This window comes from Streptomyces nitrosporeus (genome assembly GCF_008704555.1).
In the GTDB taxonomy this organism is placed as follows: domain Bacteria; phylum Actinomycetota; class Actinomycetes; order Streptomycetales; family Streptomycetaceae; genus Streptomyces; species Streptomyces nitrosporeus.
Genome location: NZ_CP023702.1, coordinates 7,099,035 through 7,112,717 on the forward strand (window position 1 = coordinate 7,099,035; position 13,683 = coordinate 7,112,717).

A 13,683-nucleotide genomic window follows, 5' to 3' on the forward strand; every position below is an offset into this window, starting at 1 on the left:
ATCTTCTGGGTTCATCGGGGGCCGTGCTCGGCGAGGTCGGTCCGGTCATGACGGCCGGAGGGAGCGCGGGGTGCGGCAGGAGTGGGGACCGGAGGACCTGATCGAGGTCTGGACGCTGCTGGAGGAGGACCAGGAGCGGCTGCGGAACCGGTCGGGGGCGAACCGGTCGGGGTTCGCGCTGTTGCTGAAGTTCTTCGAGGTGGAGGCCCGGTCCCCGGAGGACGCCGGGGAGATCCCGGCATCTGCGGTGGCGTACGTCGCCCAGCAGATGAAGGTGGCCACCGAGGAGTGGGCCGCGTACGACTGGTCGGGGCGGGCGGTCAAGCGGCTATCCCGCCGATGAGGGCCGTACGCCGGCCGTCCCCCTTTAGAGTGTGCTTCTGTGCTCTACGGAAGATCTTCGGAAGTCAGTGCGCTCGACGAGGTGATCGCACAGGCCCGCGGTGGCTGCGGCGGGGCGGTGGTGCTCCGGGGCGAGGCCGGGGCGGGCAAGACCGCCCTGCTCGACGCAGCGGCCGCGCGGGGCGAGGCGATGAGGGTGCTGCGGACCGGCGGCGTCGAGTCCGAGTCGGACCTGGCGTTCGCGGCGTTGCACCAACTGTTGTGGCCGGTGGCCGGATTGCTCGACGCGCTGCCCGGACCGCAGCGCGACGCCGTGCGAGCGGCCCTGGGGCACATTGCCGGTGGCGCGGGCGACCGCTTCCTTCTTGGCGCCGGCGTGCTGTCGTTGCTGGCCGAGGCCGCCGGACCGGAGGGCCTCATCTGCGTGGTCGATGACTTCCAGTGGATCGATCGTGCCTCGGCCGACGCGATGCTGTTCGCCGCCAGGCGGCTGGGCTCCGAACGGATCGCGATGGTGCTCGCTGTCCGCGGTGACGCTCCGGTCAGGGGGGTGACGTCGACGGTGGGCGTGCGCGGCCTGCCCGAGGACGCCGCGGCCGAGCTGCTGGAGTCCAGGCACGGGGTGCCGGCCGGCCCGGTGAGAGGGGAACTCATCAGGCTGACCGGGGCGAACCCTCTGGCCCTGAATGAGATTGCCGCCTGGCTGACGCCCGCACAGCTCGCAGGCCAGGAACCGCTGCCCGACCCGTTGCCCGGTGGCGCGCGGCTTTTTGGCGATCGGGTGACCGGGTTGTCGGCCCCCGCCCGGCTGGTCGCCCTGCTCGCCGCCGTCGAGACCGACCTTGAAGTGGTCCTGAGGGCCGCCGAGCGGCTGGCGGTGGGGTCGGGGGCGGTGGCTCTGGCCGAGCTGGAGGGGAGCGGGCTGGCCGAGGTGTCAGGCTCCAGCGTGCGCTTTCGTCACCCGCTCGTGCGATCCGCGATTCACGAGGCGGCCGCCCCCGCCGAGGTCCGACAAGCGCACGCCGTCTTGGCGGAGTTGACCGGGGACGACCGCAGGGCCTGGCACCTGGCCGGAGCCGCCCTGGGCCAGGCCGAGCCGGTCGCCGTCGCGCTGGAGAGGGCTGCCGAGCGGGCTCGCGACCGCGGCGGGTACGGCGCCGCTGCCTCTGCCCTGATCAGGGCTGCCGAGCTGACCCCCGAGCCGCGCGCTCGTGCCGTCCGGCTGAAGGACGCCGCCACGGCGGCCTGGCTCGCCGGCCGGCCGGGACAGGCCGAATCGCTGCTGGCCGAGGCAGGTGAAGGGCCCGGCGGGGACAGCACACTCGCGATGGAGATCGCCCGGCTCCGGGGCCGGTTCGAGCTGAACTCGGGAAACGCGGCGGAGGCCGTGCGGATCCTGGCGGCGGGCGACAGCTTGGACATACTGGCCGATGCCGTGGAGGCGGCCTCGTACGTCGGCGACACGGCGGCCGTCGTCGAGTTCGGTCGACGGGCGGCGGCGCACCCGGAAGGATTCCTGCGGGACACGGTCGCTGGGATCGGCCTGACTCTGGACGGCGACGTTGCCGGGCCGGCCTTGCTGCGGCGGGCACTGGCGCGGGCGGACGGGCTGGAGGACGCGGCTGGCTACCTGTGGGCGGCGGCCGCGGCCAGCGCTCTGGGCGAGTCGGATGTGGCGACCGAGATGGCCGAGCGGGCCGGACGGGTAGCCAGGGTGTCGGGGATGGCCGGGCAGTTGCCCGTCGTGCTGGAGTTCGTGGCGACCGCCGAGCGCCTCGCCGGGCGGCTCGCGCGCAGCCGGGCAGTCTCCGAGGAGGGCCTGGCACTGGCGCGGGAAGCCGGATACGAGAACACGGTGGCCGCGCACCTGGCCAATCTGGCGGTGCTGGCGGCCCTGCGTGGCGAGGAGGAGCCCTGCGAGCGGCAATCCCGCGAGGCGCTGGCCATCGCCCTGCCACACCGGGTGGGGCTGTACGCGGGGGTGGCCGCGTACGCGCCGGCCATGCTCGACTTGTGTCTGGGCCGCTACCCGTCGGCCCATGACCGCTTCCGGGCGCTCGCGGTGGCGGGGCCGGGCGCGGGGCATCCGACCGTGACGTGGCGGACCATGCCGGACCGGGTGGAGGCCGCGGTGGGCGCGGGGGACGAGGCCGGTGCCCGGGCGGCGTGTTCGGCCTATGCGCGATCGACCGAACACGCCGCGACACCCGAGTCGCGCGCGCTGCTGGCCCGCTGCCGCGGCCTGGCCGAATCGGACGAGGAAGCTCTCGGTGAGGCTCTGCGGCTGCACACCAACCCGTTCGAGGCGGCCAGGACGGCCCTGCTGCTGGGCGAGCGTCAGCGCCGCGCGCAGCGGCCGGTCCAGGCGCGAGCGCATCTGCGGAGGGCGTGGGAGGTTTTCGAGCAGGCCGGCGCCCGGCCGTGGGCGCGCCGTGCGCAGGACGAGCTGCGGGCGGCGGGCGAGAACGCCAGCGCCCCGCCCCCCAGCGTGCTCGACGCGTTGACTTCGCAGGAACTGCGCATCTCCGGCTTGGTCGCCGAAGGGTTGTCGAGCAAGGAGATCGCCGCTCAGCTCTTCTTGAGCCCGCGTACGGTCGAGTACCACCTGTACAAGATCTATCCGAAGCTGGGCATCGGCTCCCGTACGGAGCTGGCACGGCTGGTGGTTCTCACGGCTGGCAGGACTCCGTCAGGTCTTTCCCGATCTTGATGTCGTGTGCGGTCTGCTGGGCAGGGGCAGGGGCAGGGGCAGGTGGGGCAGGTGCCGGTCCAGCGGTTCAGCGGGTCCTGGACGGTGCCGGGGTCCGGTGGAGGGTGAGTCCGCTGTATCGGCTTCTGGTGCCAGGCGCTGCTCGGTGAGGAATGCGCGGGCGGCGGTGACCAGGGTGACGTGGTGGTGCCGGCCGGCCCAGGAACGTCCTTCGAAGTGGTCCAGGCCGAGGCCGTGTTTGAGTTCGCGGCAGTCGTGTTCGATGCGCCGGCGGATCTTGGCCAGGCGGAACCAGTTCGGTGCTCGGGGTGTCGGCGGGAAGGCCGGACAGACAGTAGCCGGTGGGTCCATCGGCGCCTTCGGGCCATTGGGCCAGCAGTGTCACGTCGGGCGGGACGCCGTCCCAGTGGCCGTGCTCGGCGGTGGCGGCGGCCTGGGCCGGACGGCGAGCCCGGACGCCGGCCGGCCGCACTCGCAGTGCCAGGAAATGCGGGCGCCTCGGCCCGCGTGAGCCTTCACGCCAGGTCACTTCGGTGAATGCCTGCCGCCCATGGCCGACTGCCAGGGCGGCCACCGAGGACGGCTTGTCGCGGTGGCGGGGCTGCGGCCTGCGGCCGTTTCCGGACCACGTCGGGGTGGTGGGCCGTGCGTCGTGCGGGTGGATGGTCACCTCCGAACGGATGGCCACGACACAGCCGATGCCACGTCAGTCGAGGCCGTCGCGCAAGTCGGCGCTCTGCCCGTAGCCGGCGTCGGCCACCACCACCGGCGGCACCATCCCCCACCCGGCGAGCTCGTCGGGTGGGGGATGGTGCCGGGCGCCACTTCTCCCGGTGCCCGACCCCTGGCGGTATTCCGGTCTTCTGCCGCCGCACGGCGTCGTCCGACCACTCCTCGGGCACGGACAACCGCCACTGCAGCGGGCAGGAGGCGGTGCCAAAGACCGCGTGCCCGCTCACCGCGACCTGGCAGTTGGCCTGTTCACCCAGCGCACCGCAGTACTGGTGTGCGACCGTCACCGGCATCCGGCCGCCCTTGGGGAAGGACACGTCATCGACCGCCCAGGCGTCCGGGCGGATCTGCGGCACCATCCGCTCCGCGAACCGCCGTCGCACCGGCACCGGATTCCAGGTCGACCGTTTCACGAACTGCTGCAGGTTCTGCTCGTTGCCGTCCGGCAGTCGTTCCGCCGTCGGCTGGACCGACTTGCGCCGTCCGTCCAGCGTCAGTCCCCGCAGGCAGCAGTCGCCCTTCGCCCGCCGGCGCCCTTGCGCGGCACCGACGAGAACACGTCAGCCACGAATAGCGCCAACGCCGCCCGAGCACGGTTCACTTCATGTGCGTCCACACCATCACCATGCCCCGAACAGGATCGCGGGACAGACCTGACGGAGTCCTACTAGCGTGCGCGTATGAATCTTGAACCTGGAAAGAGCGTGCCCGCCGTTCCCGTTCCTCTCGACGCCGAACTCCGGGTCGCTTATGACGCCTACCTGGCGGGGGAACCGGACTTGGCGCCGATGAACCCCGAGAAGCTGTCGGTGATCCGCACGGAGACCGACGCCGCGGTGGCGGCGCTCGAGGACCTCAGCCATGGCGGGCGCTTCACCGTCTTCCAGCCTTCGGTGCCCGGCCTGGACGGCGCCCCCGAGATCCCGCTGCTGGTGTGCACACCCTCCGGCGCACCCGCATCACGGCCGGCGCTCTACTTCATACACGGCGGCGGCTTCTACTGTAGCGATCACCGCACCGAGCTCGACCAGGTACTCGAGACGGCCGAGCGGTTCGGGGCCACGCTGATCTCGGTCGGCTACCGGCTCGCGCCCGAGCACCCCTACCCCGCCCAGATCAACGACGTTCACGCCGGTCTGCTGTGGGTCGCCGACCACGCGGACGAACTCGGCATCGACTCGGAGCGCATCGTCGTCACGGGCTTCAGCGCCGGCGGCACCCTCAGCGCCGCGCTAGCTTTGACCGTGCGCGACAAGGGCGGTCCCCGCCTGCTCGGCCAGCTGCTGATCGCCCCGCTGCTCGACGACCGCAACGACAGCGCCTCGGCCCTGCAGATGGACGACGTCGAACTCTTCGACCGCAGCCGCAACAGGTTCGCCTGGAGCTCGCTGCTCGGCGACGCCCAGGGCGGACCTGATGTGCCGCAGTACGCTGCGCCCGCCCGCGCCACTGACCTGGCCGGCCTGCCACCCGCATTCCTCGACGTCGGCTCCGCCGAGTGCCTGCGCGATGAGATCCTCGCCTACGCCGACCGGATCTGGCAGGCCGGCGGCGAAGCCGAGCTGCACGTGTGGCCCGGCGGAATCCACGGATTCGACCGGAAAGCCCCCGAGGCGCGGATCAGCAAGGCCGCTCTCGCGGCACGCCGCAACTGGCTGGAGCACCTTCTCGCCACCGGCTGACGGTCTCCTCCGGCGGTAGTCGGTCGCGGGATGGACAACGTGCCGGCCAGGCGTCCGTAGTAACGAGGTCGAGGAACCTCGCGACGGAACCCAGGCGGACGGACTCAGGCGGACAGCTGCGTGACAGGGAGCCCTCCAAGGTCCTGGACCAGCAAGTGTCCGGCATCCCGGCTCCGTCAAACCCCGAGGGCATTACTGACTTCGGCTCGTCAGGGTGATCCTTTCGTCAGGGTGATCCTTCCTGAAACCTCTGCTGGGTCTGGGGTAGTGGCTGTATTTCGTGGTGTGTGAGGCAGGCGGATGGGGGCGGGCCGTCCCCTGCGGGACGTGAGCGCCGGGAGACGGTGCGGATGCAGGTGGGCTTCGCCCGGCGGCCGCCCCGGGGGCGCACCAGGGGCCGGCGCGGCCGCACCCCGGCCGTGACCGTCAGCGGGCGACGCTCAGGGCACCTGTCGGCGGCCGGGCTGATCGCGAAGCGGCCCGGCTCCCGGACCCGGCTGTGCCACCGTTCGCGCACCCGCCCCGCCGGCGAGGGCACACGCCGCAGCATGGGAGAGCGGGACTTCATCGCGCTGGTCGGCGGTGTCCACCAGCTCGTCAAGGCGCCGATCATGCTGGTCCGGGACCGGCTCAACACCCACGTCTCCCACGCCATACGTGAGCTGATCGCCGAGCGTGACTGGCTGACGGTGTTCCTGCTGCCCGCCTACTCGCCCGGCCCGAACCCTGTCGAGTGGGTAGGGGCGCACGTCAAACGCAGCCTGGCCAACCTCGCCGTCGTCGCCCTCGACCGACTCGAAGCACTCGTACGCAACCGGCCCAAACGCCTCCAGTACCGGCCCGACACCCCTGACGGCTTCACAACCAGGACCGGCCTGACCCTCGACGACCCAACCTCACCCTGACAAGCCGAAGTCAGCGGACAGCCTCCAACGAGACGTTGTGGGGGTCACATGGCAAGTGCTCCCAGCTGCGATGCTTCGATCTCCGGCAAGCCGGATCATCACGGCTCAGGGAGCACTTCCGCGTTCCGGCATCACGATCCGGGCTTGCCCGGTGAACGCGTCAGGCCAGTAGTTCTACGGAAGGCACCCGTAGCTGCGGACGACATGCTGTGAGGCATGCGAAACGTAACCATCTGGAGTGAAGAGTTCGGTGCCGAGACGGACACACCGATCCTGTTGATCATGGGCTCGATGTCGCAGGGCGTCTTGTGGCCGGACGAGTTCGTCGGCCGCCTGGCCGCCGGAGGCCGCCGGGTGATCCGGTACGACCACCGTGACACCGGCAGGTCGGGCACCGTCGACTTCGCGACCGATCCGTACACCTGGAGCGACATCAAGAACGACGTCTACCGCGTACTGGCGGCCCACGGTTTGGACAGCGCCCACCTGGTGGGCCACTCGGCGGGCGGGCTGCTCAGCCAGCTCATCGCCGTGGAGGCTCCGGAGCGGGTGCGCTCGCTGACCGTCATCGCCTCCTCGCCGCTCGGTCGCGGCGAGGGCCAGGTGCTCCTGCGCGCTCTGACGGGCCAGCCGCAGCCCAAGGGCAGCCTGCCGGAGCCGGAGCGGGAGTTCGTGGAATTCTTTCGCGCGCTGATGGCCGCCCCGCCCGCTCGGGACCGCCAAGCGCTGATCGACAGCATGATCGCCGAGCAGCGCGTGCTGCACGGCACCGGGCTGCCCTTCGACGAGGACGCGGCGCGCCGACTGCAGGAACGCGTCTACGGCCGGGCCCGCGATCTGTCGGCGGCGTCCAATCACCGGCTGGCCGCAGGGGCCGGCCCTGACTTCGAACCGGTGGACGTGCTGCACCAGGTGAAGGCGCCCACGCTGGTCATCGAGGGCAGCCACGAGCCGGTCAAACCGGGGCACGGTGCGCTCATCGCCGAACAGATCCCGGGGGCAAGGCTGATGACCGTGGCGGGCATGGGGCACACGCTGCCGCTGGAGACCCACCAGGAGCTGGCGGACGCGATCCTCACGCACACGGCCGAGTGAGGAAGTCCGTTGCAGAATCCCTCATTTGTGAGAGCCGCGGACCACCGCCAACCCGCCGATCCGGGTCGTGATGCCCGCCGGCCCGCGTCGGGCCGAAGCGAGCACGCTGGCCGGTCGACCGAGGGTGCCGCCCTGCTCCACCTCGATCGCGACCGTCTGCGCCCCTGTCGTGTCGAGCAGGTGGGCGGCCAGGCAGCCGGTGCTGTTGGCGTTGGCGACGTCCTCGTCGACACCGATCGCCGGCGCGAACATCCGCGCCGCACCCGGCCGGTCGCCCACCGGCGGTACGTACACGAAACAGCCGAGGAGCCCGTACCGCTGGCACGCCGCTGCCAGCCTGCCGAGGTGTGGGCGGACCCGCAGCAGCGCCGACCGGTCGCGGACGGGTACCAGTATGCGTGGTGCGCCGGGCGCGGCGATCCGTGGCGCGTTGGTCGGATGCGGATCGTCGGCGGTGAGCCCGAGCGCGGCGACGATCGCGGCGCGCTCGTCCGGTGCCGGGTGTCGCAGCGCGACGAGGCCTTGGTCGAACCACACCTCGATGCCGGCGGGGCGGCGGATCGCGACGGTGTCGAAGGTGCGCCCGCCGGTGTGTTGGCGGTCGTTCAGCTCGCCCAGCGCGGTGCGGGTCAATCGAGTGGCCTGCGCGGCAACGGTGCCGTGGCCGCAGCTGGACAGTTCGGCGGTGGCGGTGAAGAACCGGACCGGCCGGCCCCCGTCCGGCGTCCGCCCAGGGCCGAGGAACGCCGCGTGCGAGGTGCCGGCCGCAGCGGCGACCGTACGCCGGTCAGCGTCCGTCGCCGCCGGGTCGTCGTCGGTGACGGCCGTGGGGCTGCCGCCCCGGCCGTCGCGCCGCACGCACGCATCAACCACCGTGACATCCGGCCAGGACATCGGCCCCCCTTTGACGCTCAACGAACCGGCAACCGCGAACGGCGTTCCGGAGACAGCCGGGACCTGGCCGCAACGGCACGCTCCGAACGCGCGTCCCGGAGCGTGCCGTCCTGCCTCAGCCGGTGCCGTCCTGCACTGGATAGTCGATGACGACCAAACCGCCGGTGGCGTAGTTGCCGACATCGGCGGCCAGCCGCCGGCCTTGCGGCGACGACCGCGCCGCGGCCAGGGCGGCGGCGTCAGCGAAGTCGGCCTCGAAGACCGCGAAGTATGGCGCTTCTCCGTTGGCCGCCGCCACGTCGAAGCTGTAGCGCCACGCAAGCAGGCCGGGCCAGTCCATGACCAGCGGAAGGTGGTTGTTCACGTAGTAGTCGCGGAAGTGGTCAGGGTCGGCGGGCTTGGGATATAGGACCACCGTCTTATGCATGACGGCCTCCGTCCGGATCAGGGTCGGCGGGCTCGGAATACAGGACTACCAACTTATGCATGACGACCTGTCGCGCCTCGGGGTGCTCTCGGGCAGTGCTCATCGGTTGGTCCCGGTCGTGAGGGGGAGGAAGTCGGCGAAGCGAGGCGCGCCGGGCTCGTGCGGCACGCGCGTGGCGCGCGCGGCGAAGCTGACGGCGTGGTACCACCCGCACAGCAGAAGCAGATCGAGTAGCTGGAGCTCATCGAAGACCGACACGAGCCGTGTCCACAGCGCGTCATCGATGTCGGAACGCTCGTGCAGCGCATCGGCAGCGAGGATGAGCAGCCGTTCCCTCCCGGACGTCCAGCACTCGTCGGCGGGGGCGCCGTGCACCAGGGACGCCGCCTGCTCGCGGGTGAGTCCGACCCGCTCGGCGAACGTCATCATGTGCACGCCCCACTCGTACTCGCAGCCGCACAGCGCGCACGTCCGGTCGATGACGATCTCGCGTTCCCGCATGGTCAGGGTCAGCTGTCTGCCCAACTCGTAGCGACCCCACCCGTGCATGGCGTCGGCCATGGGGATGTTTCTGGCGAACATCCGGAACAGCCCGATCGGCGGGGCGTCCCCGGGCATCATGCGCGCGAGCAGTGCACCGGCCTGGTCGGTGTACGGCGGGTCCAGCAGGGCTATCCGCGACATCGGCTCTCCCGTCGAGTTCGTTTCGAAATCAGAAACGCCGAGTGGATGCTAGTGTTTCGAATAACGAAACGCAAGGACTAGGAGGGGCATGCCGACACCGCGCCCAGGAACACCGGTTCGTGGATCGACGACCGGCCGTCCCCTCATGGCCGCGATGGACCTGTTCGGCCGTCGGTGGGCGCTGCGAATCCTCTGGGAACTGCGTGCGGGCCCGCTCGGCGCCCGCGCGCTGCTGGCACGGTGCGAAGGGCTGTCGTCCAGCGTCCTCTACCAGCGGCTCCGTGAACTCGCATCGAGCGGGATCGTCGCCCCCTCGGCCGATGGCTACGAGCTGACTCGGCTGGGGACAGCACTCCGTGATGCCCTCCGTCCGCTCGACGAATGGGCGATCACCTGGGCGCAGGAGCAAGAGCACAACGATCAGGAGCCCACGGAGACGTGAAGGTCACGCCCGACCAGGTGGAGCGGTGATCTGACGGCCGCCGACTCGGGACACGGACTCACGCGGCCTGCGAGAACCCCTCGGTTGCTGGCTCGTCGCCGCGCAGAGGGGTGAAGTCGACGTCCAGCTCCGGGTCGTACGCGTCGGGCTGGATGCCGAGCTCGTGGGTGGAGTACTCGCCGAACCGGTTGATGTGCTCGGTCAGGTACGGTGAGACGTGGGCCAGGTCCTCCGGTTCGATCGTCCAGCCCTCTTCCAGCAGCTGCCGGACGGTCTCGGCGATGTCCAGGGCGTTGTGGAAGATGACCGCGTCGGTGAGCAGGGCGTTGGACTTCATCGCCTTTCCTGCTCGACGGGGTCGTTGTCGGCGATGACGCCGCGGTTGCCGAAGCCGATCCACTGTGAGAAGCCGTTGAATGCTTCGGTCTTGTTCGTCGCCGCGGTGACCCGCCGGCGAAGCGCCGGGTCGGAGAGGTAGCGCAGCAGCTGGATGGTGCGGATCACGCGGCCGACCTCGCGGAAGGCGGCGTAGTCGGCGTTCTTCTTGGAGCCCGAGCGCAGCCGCTTGAGCAGCGTGGACGAGGAGATGGCCCCCTCCCGTACGGAGACGGCCACCTTCATCAGGTGGCGGAACCGGGACTCGATCAGGTCCCAGTCGATGACGTTCTTTCCGGCCTCGCCGAACAGCGCGTCGATGTGCACGTACTCGGTGGTCTTGCTGGGCCGGTAGAAGGTCAGGCCCTTCCAGTTCCTGATCCTGGGCATGAGATCGAAGCCCAGCAGGCGCGCGAGCGCGAACACCGGCTGGGACTGGCCCTGGGTGTCGGCGTGCACGGTGGTCGGCTTCACCTCGGAGGAGTTCTTCAGCAGGCCCTCGATGATGTAGACGGCCTCCCACACCCCGCACGGGATGAAGCCTCGGAACGCCTGCTCGCCGTTCCCACTTGGCCGCCGCCTCGACCGAGGCCGGGGGCTGTACGCCTCCGGCTCTCTCCGAGGCGAGGGGTACGCGGGTTGTGTCCTGCACGGCGAAGACCACGGACAAGCAGAGCGGCTGGACGCGGGAGTGCGGCGCATCGCCGGCCCCGACGCATCTCGTTGCCGCGATCACCTGTGTAAGAGGCACCACCGGAACCTGCCTACCCCTATCAATGCCGGTGGTGGCTGGAAGGCTGGCCGGATGAACGCCGATGACGAATTCGCCTCGCCCGTTCGAGCGCCACGCGGAGTCACGCGCACACAGTTCGCTGCTCCCAGCCAGACCTGATCGTCGTTCCCCGGGCGGCGTTGCGACGGCGGACTGCGCAGGTGAACTCTGAATCTCTCTCCCGACCTGGCTGCGGCCGGCCGCCGAACTCAGCATCGATCTCACCGTGGTACCCCAGGACGGGGACCCCGTTTCGGCGGGTACCGCCTCGTCGGTCCCGGGACGCCGGCCGCTGTCCGTCTACATCGGGGCAGATGACCGCTGGTTCGGCGTCTCCGGCTGGGGCCAGGGGATCGAACCCATCACGGGAGCCACCTCTGACCTGGCCGGTGTCGTCAGGGCTGGTGCGGCATGGGATCAGGGCAGGAGTTTGCGGGAAGTGCGGGCCGGCCTGCCGTTTCTGCATGCCAGCGAGCGTGCCGAGGCTAACGAACACGGTCCGGCCCCGGTCGTGGGCCCCGGCGTTGGCGGCTCCAGCCTGTCTTCGCGGCAGCGGGCCACCACGGCATCCGCCAGCCGGTCTCTCGACAGCTCCACCCCGCACAGCTCCACCGCCAGCCACTCGGCGAGTCGGGCCTGGTCCTCCCTGGTGCACTCGCGGAAGCCGAACGCGCCCCGGATCTCCGTCCGGTGCCGCTTGATCGCCCGCCCCGACCAGTCGTACGCGGCCCACTCCTCGGCGGTCACCTTCACCTGCTGGGCGACGTACGACACACCCGGCACCGGGATCTCCCCGGCGTTCTCCGGAGACCGGGCCTCCACCTCGAAGAACTTCAGCAACAGCGCAAACCCCCAACCGGTTCGCCCCCGACCTGTTCCGCAGCCGTTCCTGGTCCTCCTCCAGCAGCGTCCAGACCTCGATCAGGTCCTCCGGCCCCCACTCCTCCCGCACCCCGCGCTCCCTCCGGCCGCCATGACCGGACCGACCTCGCCGAGCACGGCCCCCGATGAACCCAGAAGATCAAGAACCCTGACAAGCACACCCCGGATCCGCTGCAGAGAGCTACTTGTCACTTCGCGGCAGCTTCGGGAGAACAGGGCCGGATCAGGCGCCGGCCAGGGCGAAGGCCCGCGCCGGATTGGCGACGAACACCGCGTGGGCCGGTTCCTCGCCGAGGAACCGCTCCAGCCGGGGACGCAGCCTCCGCAGCAGATACGGCATCCCCGGCGTCTGCGGCACCGTCGTGTCACCGCCGAGCAGCAACTGCCCGCCGAACCCGGCCGAGACGAGTGCCGCCAGCTGGTCCCAGAGCCGCCAGTCCGTCGCGTGGTTGGCCCGGGACGGGCCGTCGAACGCCAGGAACGCCCCCGCCCGCGCCGCTTCGAGCTGCTGCACGGGGTCGGGCGACCGGCCGAGATGGCCGAGGATCACCCTGCTCGGATCCATCCCCTCCTCCCCGCAGAGCAGATCCAGCACATCCGCCGCGCCGGTACCGAGCTCCAGATGGACGGCGACCGGCGCGCCCGTGCGGCGGTGGGCGCGGGCGGCCGCCGTCATCGTCAGCCGCGCGTGCGCGCCGACCCCGTGGAAGTCGCCCGCCACCTTGATCAGACCCGCCCGCACCCCCGTCGCACCGATGCCCTCGGTGACCTCCGAGACGAAGAGCTCCTCCAGCTCCGGCAGGATCCGCTCCAGCGCCTTTGGAGCGTAGTGCGCGGCCTGGTGCAGCCCGGTCGCCGCCACCACGTGGACACCCGCCGCCCGGGACAGCGCCGCCAGCTCCCCGGCCCGCCTGCCCATCCCGTACGGGGTCCACTGGACCACCGAGGCGCCGCCCAGCCGCCGGAAGGCACGCAGACGCCCGTCGGCCAGGTCCACGTCGTCCAGCTCCTGGCCCGCCAGGGCGGGTGTGCGCAGGAAGAGGTGGTCATGGGCGTCGCAGACCCCCAGGCCGGACGCGGGTATGTCGCCGAGCACGGTCCTGACCTCGCTCACGCGCCCGCACCCTTCGCCAGCCGGGCGCGCTCCGGCGCCGACAGGTGCAGTACCTCGAAGCGGTCGCCCGGCACATCGGCGGGCCCGTCCGCCCAGAGGGTGAAGTGGAGCAGTTCCCAGCGGTGCGGATCGAGGGCGACCGCTGCGGCGACCACTCCCGCACAGGCGGCGAGCCGCCGGTGCTCCTCCAGCGCGGCTCCGGCCGGCGCGGCCGGACCGGTCTCCTCGGGCAACCGTGAGAGGTGGCGGACCGCGGTGCGGGGAGCGCTCCCCGCGGCCGGGCCCTCCGTGTAGTCCAGACCCGCCCAGTGCCGGACGCGAGGACGCCCGAAGTCGTTCACGACGCCCTGGAAACCGGGCCCCAGCAGGAAGTCGTTCATGCCTTCCGGTGCCGCCCACAGATACAGCGGGGCGTACTGGTTGACCGCTGACCCCTCACCGCGCTCCCGCATCAGGTACGCCTTGAGGCCGAGGCCGGGGAAGCCGTCCAGGAGATGGCCGCGGGTCGCCACCCGCTCGCGGATGATCCCCATGTCGTAATCGGCGGGCAGGGTGATTCCGTACTGCATGGCGTGCATCGTGACTCCTCGGGGCGGCCGGGCGGGGCCGGCGGCCTTCTCGCGGGTG

11 protein-coding genes and 3 pseudogenes are annotated in these 13,683 nt (G+C 71.1%); 6 read left to right on the top strand and 8 right to left on the bottom strand.

Features of this window, described 5'->3' with window-relative positions; all coding sequences use genetic code 11:
• The first annotated feature begins 70 nt into the window (after positions 1-70).
• A complete protein-coding gene (locus CP967_RS31610; protein ID WP_167535476.1) occupies positions 71-343 on the top strand; it encodes a DUF4158 domain-containing protein in 273 nt (90 codons plus the stop codon).
• A 39-nt stretch (positions 344-382) separates the two neighbouring features.
• Entirely contained in the window at positions 383-3,052 is a 2,670-nt protein-coding gene (locus CP967_RS31615; protein ID WP_150491241.1) for a helix-turn-helix transcriptional regulator, read from the top strand.
• A gap of 90 nt (positions 3,053-3,142) precedes the next feature.
• Here CP967_RS31615 and CP967_RS31620 read toward each other — a convergent pair.
• Positions 3,143-4,400, bottom strand: a pseudogene (locus tag CP967_RS31620) (IS701 family transposase); the annotation flags it as partial.
• Between the two features lie 64 nt (positions 4,401-4,464).
• Here CP967_RS31620 and CP967_RS31625 point away from each other — a divergent pair.
• The 3 genes and pseudogenes from CP967_RS31625 to CP967_RS31635 all read left to right on the top strand — a co-directional run bounded on the left by CP967_RS31625 (position 4,465) and on the right by CP967_RS31635 (position 7,466).
• Positions 4,465-5,466, top strand: a complete 1,002-nt coding sequence (locus CP967_RS31625) for an alpha/beta hydrolase (RefSeq protein ID WP_150491242.1) — start codon at positions 4,465-4,467, stop codon at positions 5,464-5,466.
• A 314-nt stretch (positions 5,467-5,780) separates the two neighbouring features.
• Positions 5,781-6,371 (top strand): annotated as a pseudogene (locus CP967_RS31630) (transposase); the annotation flags it as partial.
• 216 nt (positions 6,372-6,587) lie between these two features.
• Positions 6,588-7,466 carry an alpha/beta fold hydrolase gene (locus CP967_RS31635; RefSeq protein ID WP_150491243.1) on the top strand — a complete coding sequence of 293 codons (879 nt, stop codon included), beginning with the start codon at positions 6,588-6,590 and terminating at the stop codon, positions 7,464-7,466.
• Positions 7,467-7,487: 21 nt separating this feature from the next.
• Here CP967_RS31635 and CP967_RS31640 read toward each other — a convergent pair whose 3' ends face one another.
• The 3 genes from CP967_RS31640 to CP967_RS31650 form a co-directional block, all read right to left on the bottom strand.
• A complete protein-coding gene (locus CP967_RS31640; RefSeq protein WP_150491244.1) occupies positions 7,488-8,360 on the bottom strand; it encodes a PhzF family phenazine biosynthesis protein in 873 nt (290 codons plus the stop codon).
• Positions 8,361-8,475: 115 nt separating this feature from the next.
• A complete protein-coding gene (locus CP967_RS31645; RefSeq protein WP_150491245.1) occupies positions 8,476-8,787 on the bottom strand; it encodes an EthD family reductase in 312 nt (103 codons plus the stop codon).
• A gap of 99 nt (positions 8,788-8,886) precedes the next feature.
• Complete coding sequence (locus tag CP967_RS31650; protein ID WP_167535477.1) at positions 8,887-9,471, bottom strand: carboxymuconolactone decarboxylase family protein; 585 nt, start codon at positions 9,469-9,471, stop codon at positions 8,887-8,889.
• 145 nt (positions 9,472-9,616) lie between these two features.
• On the opposite strand from CP967_RS31650, the gene CP967_RS31655 reads away from it, so the two are divergent.
• Positions 9,617-9,913, top strand: a complete 297-nt coding sequence (locus CP967_RS31655) for a winged helix-turn-helix transcriptional regulator (RefSeq protein WP_150491246.1) — start codon at positions 9,617-9,619, stop codon at positions 9,911-9,913.
• 58 nt (positions 9,914-9,971) lie between these two features.
• On the opposite strand, the pseudogene CP967_RS34935 reads toward CP967_RS31655, so the two are convergent.
• From CP967_RS34935 to CP967_RS31680, 4 genes and pseudogenes are all read right to left on the bottom strand, one after another.
• Positions 9,972-10,990, bottom strand: a pseudogene (locus CP967_RS34935) (Tn3 family transposase).
• A gap of 487 nt (positions 10,991-11,477) precedes the next feature.
• Positions 11,478-11,900, bottom strand: coding sequence for a DUF4158 domain-containing protein (locus tag CP967_RS31670; RefSeq protein ID WP_167535479.1), 423 nt, complete (start codon positions 11,898-11,900; stop codon positions 11,478-11,480).
• A 265-nt stretch (positions 11,901-12,165) separates the two neighbouring features.
• Positions 12,166-13,056 carry a phosphotriesterase family protein gene (locus tag CP967_RS31675; protein ID WP_150491249.1) on the bottom strand — a complete coding sequence of 297 codons (891 nt, stop codon included), beginning with the start codon at positions 13,054-13,056 and terminating at the stop codon, positions 12,166-12,168.
• Complete coding sequence (locus CP967_RS31680) at positions 13,053-13,634, bottom strand: DUF4865 family protein (protein ID WP_150491250.1); 582 nt, start codon at positions 13,632-13,634, stop codon at positions 13,053-13,055. Before CP967_RS31680 ends, CP967_RS31675 begins: the two co-directional genes overlap by 4 nt.
• Between the last annotated feature and the right edge of the window lie 49 nt (positions 13,635-13,683).

Bases quoted from the DNA above. Each gene is read 5' to 3' on its own strand.
- CP967_RS31625 (WP_150491242.1), top strand. From the start codon at position 4,465: ATGAATCTTGAACCTGGAAAGAGCGTGCCCGCCGTTCCCGTTCCTCTC.
- CP967_RS31635 (WP_150491243.1), top strand. From the start codon at position 6,588: ATGCGAAACGTAACCATCTGGAGTGAAGAGTTCGGTGCCGAGACGGAC.
- CP967_RS31640 (WP_150491244.1), bottom strand. From the start codon at position 8,360: ATGTCCTGGCCGGATGTCACGGTGGTTGATGCGTGCGTGCGGCGCGAC.
- CP967_RS31645 (WP_150491245.1), bottom strand. From the start codon at position 8,787: ATGCATAAGACGGTGGTCCTATATCCCAAGCCCGCCGACCCTGACCAC.
- CP967_RS31650 (WP_167535477.1), bottom strand. From the start codon at position 9,471: ATGTCGCGGATAGCCCTGCTGGACCCGCCGTACACCGACCAGGCCGGT.
- CP967_RS31655 (WP_150491246.1), top strand. From the start codon at position 9,617: ATGGCCGCGATGGACCTGTTCGGCCGTCGGTGGGCGCTGCGAATCCTC.
- CP967_RS31680 (WP_150491250.1), bottom strand. From the start codon at position 13,634: ATGCACGCCATGCAGTACGGAATCACCCTGCCCGCCGATTACGACATG.